Raw genomic sequence first — 21,171 nt, 5'->3', positions numbered from 1 at the left:
GCCCCGTCAGGCAGCCACCGGCTCCGCCAGCGCGCTGCGCAACCGCCGGGCCTGGGTCACCAGCCGGGACGACCCACGGCGCTCCGCCGTCCCCGCCAGGTGCGGCAGTTCCTCGCGTGCCTCCGTTCGCTCGGCGCATTCCGCGGCCACGGCCAGGAGGTCCGCGAGCCCTCGTGCCGGTGCGGCCGCTTCTCCGGTCGCGAGATCGGCGAGCAGGATGGGCAGGGTGTGCCGAAGCATCCCCCATATGGTGGCGTTCGCCCCCGTGGCGGCCGCCGTCCGCACCGACTCCACGAGACGCGACGTCTTCACGGCCCCGCGCAGCACCAACTGCCCCAGATCCGCGCCCAGCCAGGCCGCGTCGAGTTGCCCGCGCGCAGCCAGCACCAGCAGGGCGTCCACGGCGGCGAGCCGGTCCTCCGGATGCCGCGCACCGAGCCCGTACGCCACGCAAAGGTGTACGGCCTCACCCGCCTCGCCGCCCGACTCGGCGAGGAGCGGGAGGATCGCGGCGGCGCCCCGGGTGTCGTCCACGGCGACCGTGGACAGGTCGCGCAGCAGCCTGACCGCGACCAGTTCACGCCGCTCGGGCAGAAGGGCGAGCCAGTGCTGACGTATGGAGTCCTCCCAGTGGTAGCAGTGCCAGCGCTCGCGGTAGACGCTCACCGGTCGGCCGAGGGGCCGGAACTCCGGCGGGAAGTCCTCCTGTAGCTCCAGGAGTTCACCGAACTCCAGCAGGATGCGCGGACCGGCCGTCCGCCGTCTCTCGGCGGGCAGAGCCGAGTCCTGGGCGGTGAGCCACCTCGCGAGCCGTGTCCCTTCCGCGGTGCCGAGCGCGGCAGCACGGGACGCTGCCGCCGCGGCCGCCGCACGGTCCTCGCGCCGCACCCGCAGCAGCGCCTGCGCGAAGTCGGCCGCCGAAACCCGTGCGCCACGGCGCCGGTACTCGTCGAGGCGACTCACGAGTTCGTCCGGCTCCAGCAGACCCGTGCTCCAGGTGGGGGTGGAGAGCAGGAACGGCAGCGGCTCGGTACGGATCCGGTACGCCACCTCCCAGATACGGGCGTTGAAGGCACGAGCGAGGGCGCCGTGGACGCACTCGAACCCCGACGTCCCGTGCTGGACCGCGGCGTGGAGATCGGCGGTGGGCACCTTGTCGAGCAATGTCGCGAGGAGGAGCTCCAGGCTGTGCGGCCGGTTGCCGAAGTAGTCGCTCGGCCGGATCTGCGGGGACTCCGCGGTGACCCACCACAGGCGCGCCACCACGGGGCCGAGGGCCTCCACCAGAGCGGCCCTGTCCTGGTGCGCGTGGCGCACCAAACCGTCCAACGTGCGCTCGAACGTCGATACGTCCGCAACCGACGCCAGCAACGCACTGACCTCTTCGGCGAGTTCGGCCACCGAATCCGGCGTCGGTGCGATCCGTACCGGCTCGGGTGCGGGCGGCAGGGTCTCCTCGTACGGCTCCGGCTCCAGGAGCGCCGGAGCCACCCCCAGGCCCTGGACCGCCCGCGCTCGCAGAACCGGGATCAACTGCTCGGCGGCCGAGGCCAGTTCGTCCCGCACGTACACGCCCCGGACCTTGCCGATGTGCCGTTCCACCAGCTTGAGCGCCCGCTCCTGCACGTCCGAGTCCTCGTGCCCGAAGGCCTGTGCGGCGGCGGGCAGCAGCTCCTCGGCGGCGGACGGATCGCGGGCGATTGCCTTGCCCAGCAGCACGAGCTGGGCGCGCACGAGCTTCTTCTCGGTGCGGAAGAGGACGGCGCCCGACATCTCGACCAGTTGGTGCGTGGTCAGTTCACCGTCCAGGGCCAGTGACGCGAGCACCGCCTGGGCGTGCGCGGCCACGACGGATGCGGCGTCGCAGGCCAGTGCCAGCCAGTCGGCCGTGTGCTCCCGCTCCTCGTCCCGGGTGAGGGCGAAGGCCCGCAGCATGCGCAGGAACACCCGGTGGTCGGCGGCCGGACCGCCCCGCAGCAGCCGGGCCAGACATGCGTCGACCGTCGCCTTCCGGTCCAGGACGCCCTCGGCGGTGAGCCGGGCGAGCGCCTCGGTCCAGCTGTTCGGACCCTCGGTCGAGGCCCATGCCAGACGGCTGCCGATGTCGTTCGTCTCGAAGAGCGCGGCCGCGAGCTGCGCGAGGTGCGGGTCCTTGCGCAGCCGGTCCAGAACCGTGTCGCCGCGCTGCCAGACGTGGCCGATGTGCTCCACCCACCCGTGGACGTAAGCCTCGGTCGTCGGCACCGGGCAGCCGGAAAGCCGCACCAGGCCCGCCATCAGCTCATACGGCACCCGCGCCCCGACCGGCCGCTCGGCGATCCGGTGCGCCACATCGGCGAGCCAGCCAGGTGCCCGGTCGCCCAGGACGTCGATCAGCACTCCCGGTGACGCGGGCCACCAGCGCATGTCGGAGGCCGCCAGCCAACTCGCCACACCCGCCGCACCGGTCTGACACGCGGCCCCCGCCGCATGCAGGGTCGGATAGGCGCGGCGGGACTGCGTCGTCCACTGATCCGCCCTCAGCTCTTTGCGCAGTGCCCTCAACTCGGGGAAGAGGGCCCGCCGTTCGGCGTCCGTCATCCCGTCCAGCAGACTCACCGCGTCGGCCGTCCGCCCGGCCCTTACCGCGTCCATCAGTGAACTCATCGTGCACCCCCGTCGACTCGTGCCATGTCCTCCTGCGCGGAAGCGATGCCTCGCCGCACCATCCGCACCGCCAGCGCGTGCTTGCACGGCCCACGCCCGCCCCGGTACTTCGCCCACCACAGACAGCTGCAGCTGAGCACTCCCGCCTCGTCGCGCACCCGGTGCACATGGCCGTCCTCGGCCGTCACCGTCCCCACGGCACCGTCCAGTGCGACCGCGCCCGCCGCCACCAGCGCGCGGGCCGAGCGCAACCGCGGATTGTGGCGCTCCACGCGCTCGGCGTCGTACGGCAGTTCCCGGTGGAAGTAGGCCGCCTCCGCCGTGTCGTACCCGACCCGCCCCGATGTGCCCAGGCGGATCAGGGCCGCCCGGACGCGCTCGGGCGCGAGCCCCGAGGCTGCGGCCAGGTCGGCGACGTCGATGCGGGGCTCCCAGGCCAGCAGCACCGCGACCAGCTCCGCGTCCTCGGCGACCTCGTCGGTGGCGAGCGCGTCGAGGACGCCGCCCTCGCCGGAGAAGCCGCGCGAGGCGTCCGGCGACAGTGTCAGCGTCAGCCGCATGCCTGGCAGGACCGCCTCCCAGGCACTGGCCGTCGCGGCGCCGCCGCCGGTCACGGCGGGGCCGTACACCCGCAGGGCCGTGGCATGGCGCAGCACCCGCTGGAGCGCGATCAGTCGCTCCGGGCCGGGCAGGCACACCGCACCGGGCACCGCGCGCGTGGTCGGCCGCAGCCCGCTCCCCGAGGGCACCACCCACCGCGCGCCCACCGAGGCGCCGCGCGCCCCACCGCGCGGCAGCGCGCGCAGGAACCGCACGGCCTCGGCGGCCGGCAGCTCGGCCCGCAGATCGAAGCCCGCCGCTGTCACCTGCGCCTCCGCGAAGCCCCGCAGCCAGCGGTCCGGGAGCGGGACCTTCTTCTCCACGACCGGGCCGTCCAGCGTGGTCACGGCCAACTCCTCGGGGCCCACCCGCAGATGGAGCGGATCGTCCGCGCCGATCCTGGACAGAGCCTCGCGCAGGGGGTTGTTGACGTCGACATTCGTCGTGCCGTGCCCCACCTCGCCGCCGTCGAGGCCCGCCTCCAGCACGTCCAGGCGGGCGTACACCCCGCAGCAGCCGGAGAAGGACTCGAAGCGCAGCCGGTCGCCGTTGCCCGTCACCACCGGGTCGAGGGAGGCGCGCAGCTGCCGCTGGTAGTAGCGCGCGGCCGCCACGTCGGCCACCGCCAGCAGTCCTGCCGAGGCGACCTGAGGAGACGTCAGGAAGCCCGTGAAGAACCGCGGATGGTCCTCGACACCCGAGGGCGTCGCACCCCGTGAGGTCTCCAGCCCCAGGTGCCGGCCGTCCGCTGAGGACTCCAGCACGGAGGGTCGGCGATAGGCCACGGCCTGTAGAGATCGCGTCATGGAAAAACCGTAGAGGCGACCACTGACAATCGGCCCTGACCTGCGAAAACCTGCTGCGGTGAAGGGAGTTCGCCCGGCGTCTCCCACGGCCGGAACGACCGTGCCGCACACCGGGGGATGACACCGGTGCGCGGCACGGGTTTCAGGCTACGGGAATCACTGGCCGACCCGGCCCGGCTGCAGCACCTGCGTGAACAGCACGGTGCCGTCGGACTCGCGCAGGCGCACCGTCAGCTCGCCGCTGCCGCCGTCGATGTCGACCTCGCCGAAGAACTGGTAGCCGCCGGCGGGCGAGACGTTCGCGGTCGTCGGCGCCTTGATGAACACCCGCTCCGGGCCGAAGGTGTTGTCCAGGGTGTTCGCCGGGAACGCGCCTGCGTTCAGCGGGCCGGAGACGAACTCCCAGAACGGCTCGAAGTCGGTGAAGGCCGCCCGCGAGGGCTGGTAGTGCTGGGCCGAGGTGTAGTGCACGTCGGCGGTCAGCCACACCGTGCCGGTGATCCTGCGGTGCTTGATGAACCGCAGCAGCTCGGCGATCTGCAGCTCACGCCCGAGCGGAGCCCCCGGGTCGCCCTGCGCGACGGCCTCGATGTTCGGCTTGCCGTCCGTGCCGTCCGGCACCACCAGACCGAGCGGCATGTCCGAGGCGATCACCTTCCACACGGCTCGGGAGCGGGACAGTTCGCGCTTGAGCCAGTTCAGCTGCTCGGCGCCGAGGATGCCCTGCGCGTCGGTGGCCTGGTCGTCCGTCGAGTTGGCGTTGCGGTAGGTCCGCATGTCCAGCACGAACACGTCCAGCAGCGGACCCTGATGGATCACCCGGTAGACCCGGCCGTCGGGGCGGCGCAGGGTCGAGATGGGGAAGTACTCCGAGAAGGCCTGCCGGGCGCGAGCGGCCAGGACGTCGATGTTCTTCTCCGTGTAGCGGGCGTCGCCGAGGATCTCACCGGGGTACCAGTTGTTGGTCACCTCGTGGTCGTCCCACTGGATGATGGACGGGACCTGGGCGTTGAACCGCTTGAGGTTCTCGTCGAGGAGGTTGTAGCGGAAGTTGCCCCGGAACTCGGCCAGGGTCTCGGCGACCTTGGACTTCTCCTCGGTGGTGATGTTCCGCCAGGTACTGCCGTCGGGCAGGGTGACGGAGGCCGAGAGCGGGCCGTCGGCGTAGATGTTGTCGCCGCTGCAGATGAAGAAGTCCGGGTCCAGCGCGGCCATCGCGTCGTAGATCCGGTAGCCGCCGAAGTCCGGGTTGATGCCCCAGCCCTGTCCGGCCAGGTCGCCCGACCAGACGAAGCGCACGCCGTCACGCCGCCGTGCCGAGGGCGTGCGGAAGGTGCCGGTGACCGGCTCGCCGGTGCGGCGCGGGTCGTCCGGGTCGGCGAGCAGTACGCGGTAGTGGATCTGCTCGCCGGAGGGCAGGCCGCGCAGCCGGGTCGTGCCGGTGAAGTCCGTGTCGGCGCCCAGCAGCGGGCCCTGCCATCTGCGCGGGTTGCGGAACGACTCGGTCGCGGACGTCTCGACGATCATCCGGGCCGGACGGTCCGACCGCACCCACACCAGCCCTGAGTCGCAGGTCACGTCCCCCGTCTGCACGCCCCAGCCCGCCTTGGGGCGTCCCGACAGGGCGAACGCCGGTGCCGAGCCGAGCGCCGTGGGCAGGGTGAGCGCCGCCGAGGCGGCGAGCGAGCCGCGCAGGACGCTGCGACGGCCCGGGAACGGACGGTGTGACATGGAGGCCTCCAGGGGCGGGATCCGGCCAGTGTGCAGTGCCACAACTACTGGTGCGCCGCAGCGCACACGCAAACCACAAGTGAACAACTGACCGCATCGGCAAGGGAACCGGGAAGTAGTGCGGGAGACATGCAGCCGCAGGGTTCCGGTCACCTACCGGCAGACGCACTGCCCCGGCCGGCGATCGACTCCGCCATCAGCCGCACGCCCGCCCGGATCCGCGCGGGCGACACGTGCGCGTATCCCAGGACCAGTCGGACGCCCGGCTGTCCGCTGTCACCGGCACGCGCGTGTGCGTAGTCCGTCAGGGGGCGCACCGCGACACCGGCCGCGGCCACGCGCGCGAGGAACCGCTCCTGGGGCCCGTACCGTTCCGGCAGTGCGGCGATGACGTGCAGCCCCGCCGCGATCCCGGTCACCTCGGCCCCCGGAAAGTGCTCCTCCAGAGCGCCGACCAGGGCGTCCCGACGCTCCCGGTACGCACGCTGGCAGCGGCGCAGCTGCCGGTCGTAGTCGCCGCGCTCCAGGAACCGGGCGAAGAGGGCCTGATCCAGGGTCGGATGGCCGAGATCCATGGTCCGCTTCCGCTCGACGACCTCCTCGGCCAACGCCTCCGGTACGAGCAGCCAGCCGAGCCGCAGCCCCGGGGCGAGGGACTTGCTGACCGACCCCGCGTAGGCGACGCGCTCCGGGTCGAGGCCCTGGAGCGCGCCGACGGGGGCGCGGTCGTACCGGAAGTCGCCGTCGTAGTCGTCCTCGAGGACGAAGCCCTCGACGGACCGCGCCCAGTCGAGCAGCTCGGTGCGGCGGCGGGCGGAGTAGGCGATGCCCGTGGGGAACTGGTGGGCCGGCGTCGTGACGACGGACCGTACGCCCGACTCCCGCAGTGGGCCCAGGGCGAGCCCTTCGTCATCGAGCGGGAGCGGCAGGGTGGTGACGCCGGCGGCGGCATAGAGGGCGTCGTGCTGCGGGCTTCCGGGGTCCTCGACTCCGATTTCGCGCATCCCGCGCGCGTGCAGCACGAAGCCGAGCAGCGTCGTCGCCTGCGCCACGCCGGAGACGACCACGATGCGCTCGGGGTCCGCGACCACGCCCCGGCGGCGAGCGAGCAGTTCCGCGAGAGCCGTACGCAGCCGGGGCAGCCCGCGCGGGTCGGGATAGCCGAGTTCGTGGTGCGGCAGCTCGGCCAGCACCCCGCGCTGGGCCGCCGCCCACGCGGCACGCGGAAACAGCGACATGTCCGGCGTGCCGGGTACGAAGTCGGCCCGGGCGTCGGTGGCACGCGGAGCGAGGTCACGCGCGCGTGTGCGAGCGGCCCGTACCGCATCGCCCACCCAGGTCCCGGCACCCCGCCCGCTGCGCAGATAGCCCTCCGCCGTCAGCTGCTCGTACGCCTCGGTGACCAGCCCGCGCGACACGCCGAGGTCGGCGGCGAGATCCCGGCTCGACGGCAGCCGCGTACCGGGCGCGAGCCGCCCTGACCGGACCGCCTCACGCAGCGCCGCCTGCAGCGAACGCCCACGCGCGCGTGCAGGCGCCGACGCGGCAGGCAGCAGCAACTCCCAGGCAGGGGAGGGAACATGACGGTCCGCGTCGCCTGGGGAGGGCGTCGTAGGGGGCGTCGCCGGCTCGGTGGGACCGCCGGCCGGGGGAGCGGCGCCGGAACGCCTCGCCCTGCTCGGATCGCTGGCGGACGGCGTCGCAGGGTTCCTCGCGCACACGCCCCGTCCAGCGGCCGTCGGCGTGGCTCGAGGCGTGGGAGCGGATCGCGCCGACGTGGTGGAGTCGCTGGCGGGCGGGCTTGTTGTGGGTTCGGTCTGCCTGGCCCGGTCGCTGGCGGACAGCCGTGCCGTGCGTTCCTTCGGCCCCGTGGGATCGCTCGCGGACGACCTCGCAGTGGGTCCCACCTGCCCAATGGGATCCGTCGCCGACGGCGTCGCGGCGGACCGCGTCGACCGCCCGGCGGAATTGGTCTCCGATGGAGTCATGAGAGTGGACCTTAATCCGGACCGCAGCGCTGCCTAGCGTCGCTGCCATGAACGCCACCACCACGCGCGGTGCCCTTCTCGCCGCGCTCGCCTGTGTCCTCGTCGGAGGGTCCTTCACCGCCAACAGCCTCCTCGGCGACTACCCGTACGCAGGCGGCCAGTCGCTGCGATACGGCCTCGCCTGTCTCCTGCTCGTCCCACTGGCGGGGCGGGGTGCCACGGCCCGGCTGCGGACACTCGCCGCAGGTCAGTGGGCCCGCCTCGCGGTGCTGGCGGCCGTCGGCATGGTCGGCTTCAACCTCGCCGTCATCGCCGCCGAGCGCACGGCTGAACCGGCGGTGCCCGGTGTCTTCGTCGGCTGTGCGCCCGTGGTCGTGGCCGTCGTCGTCCCCCTGCTGGACGGACGCCGACCCCAACGCACCGTCCTGTACGGGGCGTTGACCGTCGCCGCAGGCGCGTTCGCGGTCCAGGGCTGGGGCCGCACGGACGGCACAGGCATCGCCTTCTCCGCGTGCGCGCTGGTGGGCGAGGTCGGCTTCGCGGTCCTCGCCGTGCCCGTGCTGCGGCCCCTGGGGCCGCGGTTGCTGTCCGCCACCGTGTGCGGGATCGCCGCCGTCGAGTCCGCGGCGGCCGGACTGCTGGTGGACGGCACCGCGTGGCTGCGGCGCCCCGACGCCACGGAGACCGTCGCGCTGCTGTGGCAGGCGGTGGTCGTGACCGTCGTCGGCTTCGTGTGCTGGTACATGGGCATGCAGCGGATCGGCGCCGAGCGCGCCACGCTCTTCTCCGGCCTCATCCCGGTCGCCGCCGCCTGTACCGCCCCGCTCGTCGGAACCGGCTCCTACGGCGCCGTCCAGGCCCTGGGCAGCGCCTTGGTCGGCGCCGGAGTCGCCCTGGGCTCCGGCGCGTTGACGCGTGCCCCGCGCGGGTCAGCGGCTGCCGTCGAGGATGACGCGCGCGACCAGGGCCGGGTCGTCGTTCATCGGGCAGTGGCCGCAGCCGGGCAGCCGGACGAGACGCGCCCGGGGAATGATCTGCTTGGCGCGCACCCCCTGCCGACGCACGAGGAGCATGTCCCTGGTGCCCCACGCCACGGTGACCGGGATCCCGGGGATGTCGTCGGCGAACTGGACGGCCCGGCCGGCCCGGAGGGTCTGGTCGAAGCCCGTGGCCCGCGCCAGCGCGAGCGTCTCGGCGACCACGGCCTCGGGTGAACGGCGGCCCGGACGGGCGTAGATGGTGCTCGTCAGGACCGTACGACCGGCCGCCGACCGGGAAAGCTGCTCCACCAACGGCAGCGGCAGCCGCCGGGAAATGTGCCGCATCGCGAGCAGCACGCCGAAGGCATAGCGTCGCTCGGCCTCGGACCAGAACCCGGCCGGGGACAGGGCGGTGACGGACCGCACGAGCTTCTCGCGGCCGAGCTCCAGCGCGATGAGTCCGCCCAGCGAGTTGCCCACGACATGCGGCCGGTCGAGTTCCATGGCCTCACAGAAGGCCGCGAACACGGCCGTCGTCGTGGCCAGGTCGTAGCCGAGGCTGTCCGGCAGGCCCGGAGAAGTGCCGAATCCCGGCAGGTCCACGGAGATCACGTCGCGCTCGGCCGCCAGGATGTCCATCACCGGGTCCCAGACCTGCCGGTGGTGACCGATGCCGTGCAGCAGGAGCAGCGGTTCGCCGCGCCCCACGCGCGCGTAGTCGACGCTCACGCTCTGCGGGCCGCGGGGTGAGGGGACTTTGAAGGAGACGGTGGCGGACATGGGGTGCTCCTCGTCTGGGACACGCTGACGGACGGCGTAGACAGCTTGTCAGCAATTGCTACCGGCGGGTAGTCCCCTGGTGGCCGCCAACCTGGAAGACAGTGGGCCCTCAACCCGTCACACACCCCCAGGTGTTGAACTCCATGAACCCGGCACCGCCGATTTCGCCTGGACACGGCCGGGCGCGTCGGCTGGGATGGTGAGGTGACCACCGACACCGAGACCGACGTCTTCGAAGAGCACCGCCCCGTTCTCCTGGGGGTCGCCTACCGCATGCTCGGCCGCGTGGCCGACGCGGAGGACGTGGTGCAGGAGGCATGGTTGCGCTGGTCCGGCGCCGACCGGTCGGAGGTGCGCGAGCCGCGCGGCTATCTGGTGCGCATCACCACACGCCTCGCCATCGACCGGCTGCGCCAGGTCAAGGCGCGGGGCGAGACCTATGTCGGCCCCTGGCTGCCGGAGCCGTACGTCACCGACTTCGGGCATACCGTCCCGGACACCGCGGAGCGGGCCGTCCTCGCCGACTCCGTCTCCCTCGCCGTCCTCGTCGTCCTGGAGTCGCTGTCGCCGCTGGAGCGGGCGGTGTTCGTCCTCAGGGAGGCTTTCGGCTATCCGTACGCCGAGATCGCCGCGATGCTCGACCGCGGCGAGGCGGCGGTGCGGCAGCTGGCCGGGCGTGCCCGCAAGCACGTCGACGAGCGGCGGCCCCGCTACGAGGTCGACCCCACCCAGCGGCGCGACCTCACCGAACGATTCCTGGCCGCGGCCGCCGGTGGCGACCTGGAGGGGCTCATGTCGTTGCTGGCCCCGGAGGTCCGCCTCGTGGGCGACAGCGGCGGAAAGGCCAAGGCGCCGCTGCGGGTCCTGGAAACGGCCGACAAGGTGGGCCGTTTCATCGTCGGCGCCGCCCGCAAGGGCGTTGCCGATCTGTCCTGGCGCTTCCTGGAGATCAACGGCGGACCCGCGGTGCTGGCCCTGTCCGGGGGCAAGCCCGATTCGGTCTTCCAGCTGGACGTGCTGGACGGACGCATCCAGGCCGTCTACATCATCCGCAACCCCGACAAACTGACGGCACTGGCAACGGCCTAGACCCCGCCGCCGCGTCCCGGACGTGGCGGCGCACGCCTCTCCCGTGAACGCTCCCGGCAATTGGTCTTGACCAAGGGTGAGGGCCGCCCTATGGTCGCAGAGAAGTGCAACAACCTTTAATAAACAAGGGCGCTAAAACGCCGATGGGCCACGGCGATTGCGGAGGACAGGGTGGGGACCACGCAGCTGGAATCGGTGCCGGAACCGAAGTACTGGCACCTGAGGACCGTGCTCAGTGAGGCATTGGAATCCGAGTTCTCCGTGGGCGAGATCCTGCCCAACGAGCGCGACCTGGCCGCCCGCTTCGGCGTCGCCCGGGCCACGCTCCGCCAGGCACTGGAACAGCTCGAACTGGAAGGCAGGCTGCAGCGCCGCCGAGGTGTCGGTACGACCGTCGCGCCGCCGCGCGTGGGCGTGGCCGTCGGCACCGAGCAGCACGTCTGGCCGGGTGCGGCCGACGACGTATGGCAGCCCGCGGACTGCGCACTGGCCGTTCCGCCCGCATCCGTCGCCGACGCCCTGGAAACCGGCCGGGACGAGCCCGTGCACATCGTGCGTCGCTCCCGTGTGACGCATGGGCAGCCCGTCGCCGCCGAGCTGCTGTACATCCCGCAGTCGTCGGTGCCCGACCTCTCCGCCATCGACGCCCCGTCCGCAGCGGCACGCGCGCGTGCCGTGCTGCGCGAGCTGCAGCGCCGGGAACTGGAGGGCCAGGAGAACGCCGTCGAGCTGGGCTCGGCCCGCGCGGACGACGCCAAGGAGCTGGATCGTCTGCCGGGGGCGCCCGTCCTCGTCGTGACCACCCGCTACATCGCCGAGGGCCGCACCGCAGCGCTCTCCGTCGCCACGTACCGCGCGGACACGTGCCGGCTGACCTTCGGCGACTCCGGCGGCGTGGAGATCCACCAGGACCCGGAACGCCGGGCGTCCTGACCGCTGTACCGGCACATACCTCGCGCCCCGGATCCGCTCCGGGGCGCGACGCGTTCCAGCAGCGCGTTCAACGGAAGCGCGTTCACCAGCACACCCAGCCCTGCACCGGGTGAACCGGCCACTGACCGCCGAGCGTCAGCGCCGCCCCGTCACCGTCCCCTCCACCGCGAACAGCTGCTCCTCCACATGGTCGAGAGCGAGCCGCAGCGCCCCCGTCGCCACCGCCGCCTCGCCGAGGAGGGACAGGGCGACCTTCGGCGGGCGCAGGCAGTAGCGGGCCAGCTCGCGCCGCAGTGGTTCCAGCACGCCGTCCAGGCCGGCCGCCCAGCCGCCGACGACGACCAGCTCGGGGTCGAGGGCGAGGACCAGGGCGGCGACGTCGTGGACCAGGCGCTGGATGAAGCGGTCGACGGCCGCCAGGGCCTGCTGGTCGCCCTTGCGGGCCTGCGCGAAGACCTCGGCGACGGCGTGCTCGTCGAGGGGCCGCAGCGGCTCGTCCGTGGTGGACAGCAGGGTCTCCGGGGTCGCCTCGCGGCCCAGCAGATGCAATGCGCCGATCTCGCCGGCCGCCCCGCCGAACCCCCGGTGCAGCTGCCCGCCGATCAGCGAACCGGCGCCCGGGCTCAGCCCGGCCAGCACGAACACCACGTCGTCGGACTCGGTGGCCGACCCCTTCCAGTGCTCGGCGACCGCCGCCGCGTTGGCGTCGTTCTCCACCAGGACCGGGCACTTGAAGGACCGGCTGAGGCGCTCGCCCAGCCGCAGCCCCGTCCACTCGGGCAGCGCGGCGCCCAGCCGCACGGTGCCGTCCGCCTCGACGATGCCCGGCGTCGCCACGCCCACGGCCCGTAGCGAGCTGCGTGCGACCCCGGCCCGGCGCAGCAGCTCGGCGACCGCCGTACGCAGCCGTTCGAGCCGCTCGTCGGCCGGAGCCGTCTCGTCGACGTCCTTCGCGATGGCGCCGAGCACCCGGCCGTCCAGGTCGGCGAGGAGCGCGGCGACCCGATGCGAGCCGATCTCCACGCCCAGCAGATGACCGGCCTCGGCCCGGAACCGGAACCGCCGCGCGGGCCGCCCCTGCCGCCGTACGACGCTCTCGTCGGCGGCCTTCTCGACGACATAACCCGCCTCGATGAGGCCTTCGACGACGCCCTCGACGGTCGGGCGGGACAGCCCGGTGACCCGGGTGATCTCCGTCAGCGTCGCGGCGTCCGTGGCACGCAGCGCGTGCAGCACCACCGCGGAGTTGATCCTTCGCAGCAGCGAGGGATCCCCGCCGGTCAGCTGCCCCAACGTCCGTCCTCCCAGCTCGTGCGCATGTTGGGCGGATGCTACTCGCCGGGAGGGGCGTGGGCGAGAGGTGGGCACCCGCCGGCCCCCCGCCAGGCTCACCCCGGCGCCACGAACCCCGACTCGTACGCCGTGATCACGGCCTGGGTGCGATCCCGCGCCCCGAGCTTCGCCAGGACGGCGCTCACATGTGACTTCACCGTCTCCGTCCCGACGACCAGGCGGGCGGCGATCTCCGCGTTCGACAGACCGCGGGCCATCAGCCGCAGCACCTCGGCCTCCCGATCGGTCAGCCGGGCCCGCTCCAGCACGGCGCGCGCCGCCCGGTTCCCGCCGTCGTCGCCGTACTGCGCGGCAAGCTGCCGCACCGAGGCGGGGAACAGCAGCGACTCGCCCTCGGCGACCAGCCGCACCGCGTGCACGATCTCGGCAGGCCGGGCCCGCTTCAGCAGGAACCCGTCGGCACCGGCCCGCAGCGCCTCGTACACGTACTCGTCGTTCTCGAAGGTCGTGATGACGACGATCTTCGGCGGCTCGTCGACCGTCCGCAGCACCGCGCGCGTGGCCTCGATCCCGTCCAGCAACGGCATCCGCACATCCATGGCGACCACGTCCGGCCGCAGCTGCCGGACCAGCGGAATCACCGCCGCCCCGTCGGCCGCCTCCCCGACGACCTCGATGTCGGGCTGCGCCTCCAACACGGCCCGCAGACCGGCGCGTACGAGGGGTTCGTCGTCGACTAGGAGAACGGTGACCGGCATCCGGTCAGCGTAGATCAGCGCAGCGGCAGTTCTACATGCACCTGCCAGTCACCTTGATCCGGCCCGGTCCGCGCGCGTCCGCCCAGCAGGGCCGCGCGCTCGCGTATGCCGCGCAAGCCGCTGCCCCTGCCGGGCCCGGGTATGTCGGCGCCGAGCGGATTGCGGACCTCCAGGCCGAGGGTGCCGTCCGTGACCTCGATGCGGATCCGTACCGGGACGCCGCCCGCGTGCCGCAGCACATTGGTCAGCGACTCCTGGAGGATGCGGTAGCCCTCCCGGGAGACGGGGCCCGGCACGGTGTCCAAGGGCCCCCTCATGTCGACGTCGACCTTCGCGCCGGAGGCACGCGCGGACTCCAGCAGACGGTCGGCGTCCGTGAGCGTCGGCCGACTGCTGACCGGCCGTTCGGACTCGCGCAGGATGCCGAGGACGCGCTCCAGGTCCTCCAGCGCGGCCCGGCCGGTCTCCTCGATGGCGTCCAACGCCCGGTCGGTGAAGGCCGGGTCACCCGCCGCGCGCGCGGCACCCGCCTGCACCACGGCCACCGTCAGGGCATGGCCGATGGAGTCGTGCAGTTCGCGGGCGATGCGGGTGCGCTCCAGGAGCTGCTCGGTGCGCTCCTCCATCGCTGCGAGGCGCTCGGCGGGGGAGGGGCCCAGGAGCCGGTGGGCCAAGGCGGTGATGAGCCTGCCCGAGCCGACCACGGTCAGCGCCAGCGCGACCAGCGATACGGGCGCGAGCAGGGCGTGCCACCAGTGGTGGCCGGCGAGGTGGAGCAGCACGCTCCCCTCGCCGCCGTGGCCGAGCGCCGACAACACCAAGTCCACTGAGGCGAGCAGCAGTTGGACGGTGAACATCGAGGTCGCGCAGCCGAGCAGGAGCCGCGCCTCCAGCCACACGACGAGCCGCCCGCGGTCGCTCCAGGAGGCGGACGGCGCGACGACGATGTCGGTGCTCCCACTGTCGTGCCGGTGACCGGTCAGCAGCAGCCTCGCCTGCAGCCCCTCCACGGTGCGCATCGCGGGCACCAGCCCGACGGGGGCGAGCAGCACGGCCGCCAGCGCCCAGGTCCACCACGCTTCCTCGATGAAGAGCAGCATCGACGGCCACACGATGGCGATGAACAGATGCAGCAATCGTGTGTACGTCACCGCCCGGCCGAACGGGCGCAGCAAGCTGACCATTTCGTCATCGTGCCAGCCACCACTGACAACGGACCTCCCCCGCACGGGGGAGACGATCTCCTCGGGCGGGGGAGGCCCCGCCCCCTCCCTGACGGCCAGGCTGCTGCCATGACCAGCATCGACGTCCAAGACCTGACCAAGGAGTACGGCACCCGCCGGGCCGTGGACCACCTCACCTTCCGCGTCGAGCCCGGCCGCGTCACGGGCTTCCTCGGCCCCAACGGCGCCGGGAAGTCCACCACCATGCGGCTGGTGCTCGGCCTCGACCGGCCCACCTCCGGAACCGCCACGGTCGGCGGCCGCGCCTACGTCACGCTCCACGAACCCCTGCGCCATGTGGGCGCGTTGCTCGACGCCCGGGCCGCGCACGGCTCCCGCACCGCTCGCGACCATCTGCGGGTCCTGGCCGCGAGCAACCGCATCCCGAACCGCAGGGTCGACGAGGTGCTGGAGGAGACGGGGCTCGCGTCGGTGGCGCGCCGCCGGACGAAGACGTACTCCCTGGGCATGCGCCAGCGGCTCGGCATCGCCGCCGCTCTCCTCGGCAACCCCGAGGTGGTCATGCTCGACGAGCCGTCCAACGGCCTCGACCCCGAAGGCATCATCTGGATACGCGAGTTGCTGCGTCGCCTCGCGGGCGAGGGACGCACGGTCCTGGTCTCCAGCCACCTCATGAACGAGACCGCGTCCTTCGCCGACCACCTCGTGGTCCTCGGCCGGGGACGCCTGCTGGCGGACACCCCGATGCGGGAGTTCATCCACGCACGCGTGGAACCCCGCGTCCGCATCCGCACCACGGACGCCACCGCCCTCAAGACCGCCCTCGCCCGCCACGGCCACGATGCCGTCGAGCACGAGGACGGGCACTGGACCGTGCACCACGCGCGCGTGGACGACATCGGCCGCCTCATCTCCCAGGCAGGTGTGCCGGTACTCGAACTCGCCGCAGAAGAGGGCACGTTGGAGCAGGCCTATCTCGATCTGACCGCGACCGAGACTGAGTTCACCGCACGGCCCCTGGAGGTCTGACCATGTCATTCGTACCCGTGCTCCACACGGAGTGGCTCAAGATCCGCACGCTGCGCTCGCTCCCGGGAGCGCTGCTGGCGCTGTTCGCCGTGACCACGGCGTTCTCTGCGGTGGCCGGTGCCTCCGAGGACTCCGACCCGGAGTTCGACCCTCTCTCCATGGCGCTGTCCGGTGTCCTGCCGGGCCAGATCGCAGCCATCTCGTTCGGCGCGATGGCTGTGTCGTCGGAGTACCACGGGGGTGCGCTTCGACTGTCGCTCGCCGCGGTCCCCCAGCGTGGACGGTGGTTCGCCGCCAAGGTGACGGCGATCGCCGTGCCGACCCTCCTCGTCGGCCTGGTCACCGCCTTCACCGCGCTCGTCGCGGGACGCGCGGGACTCGGCTCCGCGGCGAGCGGGCTCACCGCGGCCGAGCAGGTGCGCGGGGTCGTGGGCTGCGCGATCTACCTCATGCTGATGGCCTTGTTCGCGGCCGGCCTCACCGCCCTGCTGCGCAGCGGTGTCGCCACGCTGTCCGTCCTGATCCCGTTCATCCTCGTGGTGTCGTTCGTGATCGGCGACGCGGCGGGCACCGTCGCGGACTTCCTGCCGGACAGGGCGGGGCAGATGGTGATTCACCGGACCTACGACGGCACGCTCGGGCCATGGTCGGGACTGATGGTGACCGCGCTGTGGACGGCGGTGGCGTTGCTGGCGGGGGCGTGGAGCGTGCGGCGACGGGACGCCTGACGGCACGCCAATTGTCAGTGGGGCCGGGTTTACTGGACCACATGAACATCGCACGGCACATCGCCCTCATCGACGAGCTGTGCTTCCGCCCCTTCCCGGCGGAGCACGGCTCGTCGGACGTCGGCGACGAGGGCCCCGGCTACCACGTGGTGGTGTTAGAGAGGAGCCAGGGCGACTGTGGGACACGGGCGGCGACGGTGGAGCAGTACGAGAAGTACCGGGACGCCCTTTACGAGTTGCTCGAGCCCCGCTGGGGAGAGACGGATCCGTTGAACCTGCAGACCACTGTGCTGCGCACCGCACGAGAGGAGATACCGGAGCCCTGGGCCTCACTGAGCGCACGCGCACGCGTCGCCTACCTCTGGGAGGCGGAGGGGACGGGCCGTTGGGTCGCGGTGGCCGTCGCCGACCGGGACGAGGCCGACGACGTGCAGCTTTTGGCCGTAGTCACGGAAATCGACCCACCGTGACCCGTCAGGCCTCCTGCGCCTCAGCCCTCTTCCGCCGCCACCCGCAACCGCTCGAACTCCTCCGCCATCGTCGCCGCCGTCCAGTGCGCGTTCAGCCCGCTCGGATTCGGCAGCACCCACACACGCGTGTCCCCGATCACCCGCTCCTGTGGCCCCACCTGAGCCCTGCGGTCGTCGAGCGCGGCCCGATATGCGGTGACGCCCACCACGGCCAGCCACCGCGGCCGTAGCCGCGTCACCTTCGTCGCCAGCAGCCGCCCGCCCTCGCGGTACTCCTCGGCGCTCAGCTCGTCGGCCCGCGCGGTCGCCCGCGCGACGACGTTCGTGATGCCGAGCCCGTAGGACGGCAACTCACCCTGCTCCGACGGTTTCATGAGCCTCGGCGTGAACCCGGACAGATGCAGGACCGGCCAGAAACGGTTGCCGGGGCGGGCGAAGTGATGGCCGGTCGCGGCCGTCATCAGACCGGGGTTGATGCCACAGAACAGCACATGGAGGCCGTCCGCGACGACGTCCGGCACCAGACGGTCGCGAGCGGCCTCCAACTCCTCGGCGGTGAAGCGCGTCATGGCCTGCAGCGCGTCAGAGGATCGCTCCGGGCGTGTACCCGGCGGCCTCCGGGCGCTGCTTCACGATCTCCTCGATACGGCCCACCACGACGCCGACCTGGTCGGCCGCGGCGCCCGTGAAGGACAGCTTGTCGGCCATCAGCGCGTCCAGCTGGTCACGGTCGAGCGGGATGCGCTCGTCGGCGGCGAGCTTGTCGAGCAGCTCGTTGCGCTCGGCGCCCTGCTCGCGCATCGCCAGCGCGGAGGCGACGGCGTTCTCCTTGATCGCCTCGTGCGCCAGCTCACGGCCCACGCCCGCGCGCACCGCGCCCATCAGCACCTTGGTGGTGGCGAGGAACGGCAGGTAACGGTCCAGCTCACGCGCCACGACCGCCGGGAACGCACCGAACTCGTCGAGCACCGTCAGGAACGTCTCCAGCAGACCGTCCAGCGCGAAGAACGCGTCCGGCAGCGCGACCCGGCGCACCACCGAGCAGGACACGTCGCCCTCGTTCCACTGGTCGCCGGCCAGCTCGCCGGTCATCGAGGCGTAGCCGCGCAGGATCACCATCAGGCCGTTGACGCGCTCACACGACCGCGTGTTCATCTTGTGCGGCATCGCGGAGGAGCCGACCTGGCCCGGCTTGAAGCCCTCGGTCACCAGCTCGTGCCCGGCCATCAGCCGGATCGTCTTCGCCAGCGACGACGGCGCCGCCGCCAGCTGCACCAGCGCGGTCACGACCTCGTAGTCGAGCGAGCGCGGGTAGACCTGGCCGACCGAGGTGAACGCCTGCGAGAAGCCCAGGTGCCCGGCGATCCGGCCCTCGAGGTCCGCCAGCTTCGACGCGTCCCCGCCGAGCAGGTCCAGCATGTCCTGAGCCGTGCCCACCGGGCCCTTGATGCCACGCAGCGGGTAGCGGCCCAGCAGCTCCTCGACCCGGCTGTAAGCGACGAGCAGTTCGTCGGCGGCGGTCGCGAAGCGCTTGCCCAGCGTCGTGGCCTGCGCGGCGACGTTGTGCGAGCGGCCGGCCATGACCAGCTCGCCGTACTCGCCGGCCAGCTTGCCGAGGCGCGCCAGGACGGCAACCGTACGGTCGCGGATCAGCTCCAGCGAGAGCCGGATCTGCAGCTGCTCGACGTTCTCCGTGAGGTCGCGGGACGTCATGCCCTTGTGCACGTGCTCATGCCCGGCGAGGTCGTTGAACTCCTCGATCCGCGCCTTCACGTCGTGCCGCGTGACCTTCTCGCGCTCGGCGATGGAGGCCAGGTCGACGGTGTCGAGGACGCGCTCGTAGTCGGCGATCGCCTCGTCGGGAACCTCGATCCCGAGGTCCTTCTGGGCCCGCAGCACGGCGAGCCAGAGCTGCCGCTCGAGCTTCACCTTCTGCTCGGGGGACCAGAGCGTGGCGAGCTCGGTGGAGGCGTAGCGTCCGGCGAGGACGTTCGGGATGCGGGGCTTGGCGGGCGCAGAAGTCACGTGTACGGAGTTTACCCGGCGCCCAGGAGGGCCCGGTTCGTCCCTACGGTCCGGAGCAGCGCAGGTCAGCGGTGTTCCGGACGCGGTCCTTCTGTCCTCTTTTCTGCCTCCGGTGTCCCCCGGCCGTCGGAGCGAGGCCGCCCGCCGCCTACGGGCGATCGGGTGAATTCCCCGGCCGCCGACGCGTCCTCGTTTCTAAGACCTCCATATCTCGTTCATAGTCTGCAGGTCGTGGCGAGTTTGAACGTGCGGCATCACGGCTCCTGCGATGACCTTGCGAATCCCGGCAATCGACAAGATCGCGTCAATGACCGACGTCGGATTCCCCATTCCGCCTGAGAGAAAGACAACGAGAATGCGACAGGCCCTGACCAGGGGGTTGATCGTGGCCGCCGCCGCGACCAGCACCCTGTCTCTATATGGCACATGGGCGTCTGCTGCCCCCCGTATGCAGGGGACCGTGGTGAACTCCGCCGCTGCACTGCCGGGCCGTTCGGATCCATGGGACTCGGACGGGCCGGAGGGACTGGACGACAAATTTGGCGAGATGCAGGAAAAATTCGGCGCGATGCGTGAAAAATTCTATGAGCTGAATGACAGGCTCGGCGGGATTGATCACCCGGAGCCCGTTTCCGGAAACGACAGCTCTGGATATGGCGACTCCGGTTACGGCGCCGACAAGCCGAGCGACCACGGCTACGGCGCCGAGAAGCCGAAGGATCACGGCTACGGCCACGAGAAGCCGAAGGACCACGGCTACGGCGCCGAGAAGCCGAAGGATCACGGCTACGGCTACGAGAAGCCGAAGGACCACGGCTACGGCGAGGACAAGCCGAGCGGCTACGGCTACGGCTACGGCGAGGAGGAGTCGAGCGACAAGGGCTACGGCTACGGCGAGGAGGAGCCGAGCGACAAGGGCTACGGCTACGGCGAGGAGGAGCCGAGCGGTTACGGCGCCGAGGAGCCGGATGAATGCGGCTACGGATCCTGCTACGGCGACTCACCCGAGCCCTCGCCCAGCAAGACGCCACCGCCTCCCCACAAGCCCGAGCCGACGCCTCCGCCGAAGACGCCGCCCACGAAGCCGGATCACCCCAAGATGCCCGAGACCGGCGCTGAGAGCGTCATCGCAGGCGTGGCCGCCAGTGGGGCGCTGCTGATCGCCGGAACCGTCCTGTACCGGCGGAACCGGGCGGCGGCCCGTCGCTAGCGCACCGGGGCCCGTTACCGCGCTGCCACCCGCACAGCCGTAACGCCCGATCGCAGACACACATACGAGAGCGCCCGGTACCCCACCAGGGACCACCGGGCGCTCTCCGTGTCCGGGCCTAAGCCGCCGGGCCCTCGTACGGGAGCAGTTCCGGCCGCTTCGGGGGCAGTCCGTCCCCGGACGACCGTCCCGTGAGCCGCCGCCCGATCCAGGGCAGCAGATACTGCCGGGCGAACCGCACGTCCGCGACCCGCCGGGCAGCCCACCCCGGCGGCATCGTCGCCGGCATCGGTGTGCGCCACTCGGTGTCCTCGGGGCCGTAGCCGAGCGCCTGCCAGACCGCCTCCGCGACCCGGCGATGCCCCTCTGCCGTCAGATGCAGCCGGTCGACGTCCCACAGGCGGGGGTCGCCGAGCGACGGAGCCCCGTACAGGTCGACGACGACCGCGCCGTGCCGCTCGGCCAGCGCGTCGACGCAGGCGAACAGCTCCTCCATGCGCGGCCGGAACCGCTCCAGGACCGGCCCCTGGCGTCCCGGGCTGCGCATCAGCACCAGCTGCCGGCACGACGGGGCGAGCTTCTCCACGGCCTCCTCCAGGAGTCCGCGCACCCGCCCCATGTCGCACTTGGGGCGGAGCGTGTCGTTGAGCCCGCCGACCAGTGTGATGACATCGGCGCCCATCGCGGCCGCCACGTCGACCTGCTCTTCGACTATCTGCCCGATCAGCTTCCCGCGCACCGCGAGGTTGGCGTACCGGAAGTCGGGCGTGTGGGCGGCCATCCGCCCGGCGAGGAGGTCGGCCCAGCCCCGGTAGGAGCCGTCCGGGAGCAGGTCCGACATGCCCTCGGTGAAGGAGTCGCCGACCGCGACCAGGCTGGTGTGAGTGGGGTTCGTCTGCATGGCGACAGAGATCGTACCCG

Annotated in this window: 17 protein-coding genes and 1 pseudogene; 7 read left to right on the top strand and 11 right to left on the bottom strand. The window is 72.1% G+C overall.

Going from position 1 to position 21,171, the window contains the following annotated elements:
- Positions 1 to 6 precede the first annotated feature (6 nt).
- From EHO50_RS14635 to pdxR, 4 genes are all read right to left on the bottom strand, one after another.
- Positions 7 to 2,646, bottom strand: coding sequence for a DUF7824 domain-containing protein (locus tag EHO50_RS14635; protein ID WP_128430508.1), 2,640 nt, complete (start codon positions 2,644 to 2,646; stop codon positions 7 to 9).
- A complete protein-coding gene (locus EHO50_RS14630; RefSeq protein ID WP_128430507.1) occupies positions 2,643 to 4,052 on the bottom strand; it encodes an SWIM zinc finger family protein in 1,410 nt (469 codons plus the stop codon). The genes EHO50_RS14635 and EHO50_RS14630 overlap by 4 nt, the downstream gene beginning before the upstream one ends.
- A 156-nt stretch (positions 4,053 to 4,208) precedes the next feature.
- Positions 4,209 to 5,783 (bottom strand): alkaline phosphatase D family protein, encoded by a 1,575-nt coding sequence (locus EHO50_RS14625; protein WP_128430506.1) that lies wholly within the window; start codon positions 5,781 to 5,783, stop codon positions 4,209 to 4,211.
- 149 nt (positions 5,784 to 5,932) lie between these two features.
- The gene (gene pdxR / locus EHO50_RS14620; RefSeq protein WP_128430505.1) at positions 5,933 to 7,342 is read right to left on the bottom strand and encodes a MocR-like pyridoxine biosynthesis transcription factor PdxR; all 1,410 of its coding nucleotides are present in this window, start codon (positions 7,340 to 7,342) and stop codon (positions 5,933 to 5,935) included.
- Between the two features lie 476 nt (positions 7,343 to 7,818).
- On the opposite strand from pdxR, the pseudogene EHO50_RS14615 reads away from it, so the two are divergent.
- Positions 7,819 to 8,607 (top strand): annotated as a pseudogene (locus EHO50_RS14615) (EamA family transporter); the annotation flags it as partial.
- A gap of 93 nt (positions 8,608 to 8,700) precedes the next feature.
- Here EHO50_RS14615 and EHO50_RS14610 read toward each other — a convergent pair.
- Complete coding sequence (locus EHO50_RS14610) at positions 8,701 to 9,531, bottom strand: alpha/beta fold hydrolase (RefSeq protein ID WP_128430504.1); 831 nt, start codon at positions 9,529 to 9,531, stop codon at positions 8,701 to 8,703.
- Between the two features lie 204 nt (positions 9,532 to 9,735).
- Here EHO50_RS14610 and EHO50_RS14605 point away from each other — a divergent pair, with 204 nt between their 5' ends.
- Together EHO50_RS14605 and EHO50_RS14600 are read left to right on the top strand one after the other, a co-directional pair.
- Positions 9,736 to 10,620, top strand: a complete 885-nt coding sequence (locus EHO50_RS14605; RefSeq protein ID WP_128430503.1) for an RNA polymerase sigma-70 factor — start codon at positions 9,736 to 9,738, stop codon at positions 10,618 to 10,620.
- Positions 10,621 to 10,791: 171 nt separating this feature from the next.
- Positions 10,792 to 11,553, top strand: a complete 762-nt coding sequence (locus tag EHO50_RS14600; protein WP_128430502.1) for a GntR family transcriptional regulator — start codon at positions 10,792 to 10,794, stop codon at positions 11,551 to 11,553.
- A 135-nt stretch (positions 11,554 to 11,688) separates the two neighbouring features.
- On the opposite strand, the gene EHO50_RS14595 is transcribed toward EHO50_RS14600, so the two are convergent.
- The 3 genes from EHO50_RS14595 to EHO50_RS14585 form a co-directional block, all read right to left on the bottom strand.
- Complete coding sequence (locus tag EHO50_RS14595; RefSeq protein ID WP_128430501.1) at positions 11,689 to 12,846, bottom strand: ROK family protein; 1,158 nt, start codon at positions 12,844 to 12,846, stop codon at positions 11,689 to 11,691.
- Between the two features lie 95 nt (positions 12,847 to 12,941).
- Positions 12,942 to 13,604 carry a response regulator transcription factor gene (locus EHO50_RS14590; RefSeq protein ID WP_128430500.1) on the bottom strand — a complete coding sequence of 221 codons (663 nt, stop codon included), beginning with the start codon at positions 13,602 to 13,604 and terminating at the stop codon, positions 12,942 to 12,944.
- 14 nt (positions 13,605 to 13,618) lie between these two features.
- Positions 13,619 to 14,788 carry a sensor histidine kinase gene (locus EHO50_RS14585; RefSeq protein WP_128430499.1) on the bottom strand — a complete coding sequence of 390 codons (1,170 nt, stop codon included), beginning with the start codon at positions 14,786 to 14,788 and terminating at the stop codon, positions 13,619 to 13,621.
- A 108-nt stretch (positions 14,789 to 14,896) separates the two neighbouring features.
- On the opposite strand from EHO50_RS14585, the gene EHO50_RS14580 reads away from it, so the two are divergent.
- From EHO50_RS14580 to EHO50_RS14570, 3 genes are read left to right on the top strand one after another with little or no spacing between them, the layout of a single operon-like run.
- Positions 14,897 to 15,817, top strand: a complete 921-nt coding sequence (locus EHO50_RS14580; RefSeq protein ID WP_128430498.1) for an ABC transporter ATP-binding protein — start codon at positions 14,897 to 14,899, stop codon at positions 15,815 to 15,817.
- 2 nt (positions 15,818 to 15,819) lie between these two features.
- Positions 15,820 to 16,545 (top strand): ABC transporter permease, encoded by a 726-nt coding sequence (locus EHO50_RS14575; RefSeq protein ID WP_128430497.1) that lies wholly within the window; start codon positions 15,820 to 15,822, stop codon positions 16,543 to 16,545.
- Positions 16,546 to 16,586: 41 nt separating this feature from the next.
- A complete protein-coding gene (locus tag EHO50_RS14570) occupies positions 16,587 to 17,015 on the top strand; it encodes a hypothetical protein (RefSeq protein ID WP_128430496.1) in 429 nt (142 codons plus the stop codon).
- 20 nt (positions 17,016 to 17,035) lie between these two features.
- On the opposite strand, the gene mug is transcribed toward EHO50_RS14570, so the two are convergent.
- Both mug and purB read right to left on the bottom strand, forming a co-directional pair.
- The gene (gene mug, locus EHO50_RS14565; RefSeq protein ID WP_128430495.1) at positions 17,036 to 17,584 is read right to left on the bottom strand and encodes a G/U mismatch-specific DNA glycosylase; all 549 of its coding nucleotides are present in this window, start codon (positions 17,582 to 17,584) and stop codon (positions 17,036 to 17,038) included.
- A 13-nt stretch (positions 17,585 to 17,597) separates the two neighbouring features.
- Complete coding sequence (gene purB / locus EHO50_RS14560) at positions 17,598 to 19,040, bottom strand: adenylosuccinate lyase (protein WP_128430494.1); 1,443 nt, start codon at positions 19,038 to 19,040, stop codon at positions 17,598 to 17,600.
- A gap of 568 nt (positions 19,041 to 19,608) precedes the next feature.
- On the opposite strand from purB, the gene EHO50_RS14555 reads away from it, so the two are divergent.
- The gene (locus EHO50_RS14555) at positions 19,609 to 20,250 is read left to right on the top strand and encodes a hypothetical protein (protein WP_128430493.1); all 642 of its coding nucleotides are present in this window, start codon (positions 19,609 to 19,611) and stop codon (positions 20,248 to 20,250) included.
- A 118-nt stretch (positions 20,251 to 20,368) separates the two neighbouring features.
- On the opposite strand, the gene EHO50_RS14550 is transcribed toward EHO50_RS14555, so the two are convergent.
- Positions 20,369 to 21,151, bottom strand: a complete 783-nt coding sequence (locus EHO50_RS14550) for an SGNH/GDSL hydrolase family protein (RefSeq protein WP_128430492.1) — start codon at positions 21,149 to 21,151, stop codon at positions 20,369 to 20,371.
- Positions 21,152 to 21,171: the final 20 nt, after the last annotated feature.

The organism is Streptomyces cyaneus (genome assembly GCF_004028635.1).
GTDB classification, from domain to species: Bacteria; Actinomycetota; Actinomycetes; order Streptomycetales; family Streptomycetaceae; genus Streptomyces; species Streptomyces cyaneus.
Note: the sequence above shows the minus strand (reverse complement) of the source record. Positions and strands in the feature narration are given on the sequence as shown.

What these genes read in the sequence shown, in the direction of transcription:
- EHO50_RS14635 (WP_128430508.1), bottom strand. Translation starts at nt 2,646, where the DNA reads ATGAGTTCACTGATGGACGCGGTAAGGGCCGGGCGGACGGCCGACGCG.
- EHO50_RS14630 (WP_128430507.1), bottom strand. Translation starts at nt 4,052, where the DNA reads ATGACGCGATCTCTACAGGCCGTGGCCTATCGCCGACCCTCCGTGCTG.
- EHO50_RS14625 (WP_128430506.1), bottom strand. Translation starts at nt 5,783, where the DNA reads ATGTCACACCGTCCGTTCCCGGGCCGTCGCAGCGTCCTGCGCGGCTCG.
- EHO50_RS14610 (WP_128430504.1), bottom strand. Translation starts at nt 9,531, where the DNA reads ATGTCCGCCACCGTCTCCTTCAAAGTCCCCTCACCCCGCGGCCCGCAG.
- EHO50_RS14590 (WP_128430500.1), bottom strand. Translation starts at nt 13,604, where the DNA reads ATGCCGGTCACCGTTCTCCTAGTCGACGACGAACCCCTCGTACGCGCC.
- EHO50_RS14585 (WP_128430499.1), bottom strand. Translation starts at nt 14,788, where the DNA reads ATGGTCAGCTTGCTGCGCCCGTTCGGCCGGGCGGTGACGTACACACGA.
- EHO50_RS14580 (WP_128430498.1), top strand. Translation starts at nt 14,897, where the DNA reads ATGACCAGCATCGACGTCCAAGACCTGACCAAGGAGTACGGCACCCGC.
- EHO50_RS14575 (WP_128430497.1), top strand. Translation starts at nt 15,820, where the DNA reads ATGTCATTCGTACCCGTGCTCCACACGGAGTGGCTCAAGATCCGCACG.
- EHO50_RS14570 (WP_128430496.1), top strand. Translation starts at nt 16,587, where the DNA reads ATGAACATCGCACGGCACATCGCCCTCATCGACGAGCTGTGCTTCCGC.
- mug (WP_128430495.1), bottom strand. Translation starts at nt 17,584, where the DNA reads ATGACGCGCTTCACCGCCGAGGAGTTGGAGGCCGCTCGCGACCGTCTG.
- EHO50_RS14555 (WP_128430493.1), top strand. Translation starts at nt 19,609, where the DNA reads ATGCGTGAAAAATTCTATGAGCTGAATGACAGGCTCGGCGGGATTGAT.
- EHO50_RS14550 (WP_128430492.1), bottom strand. Translation starts at nt 21,151, where the DNA reads ATGCAGACGAACCCCACTCACACCAGCCTGGTCGCGGTCGGCGACTCC.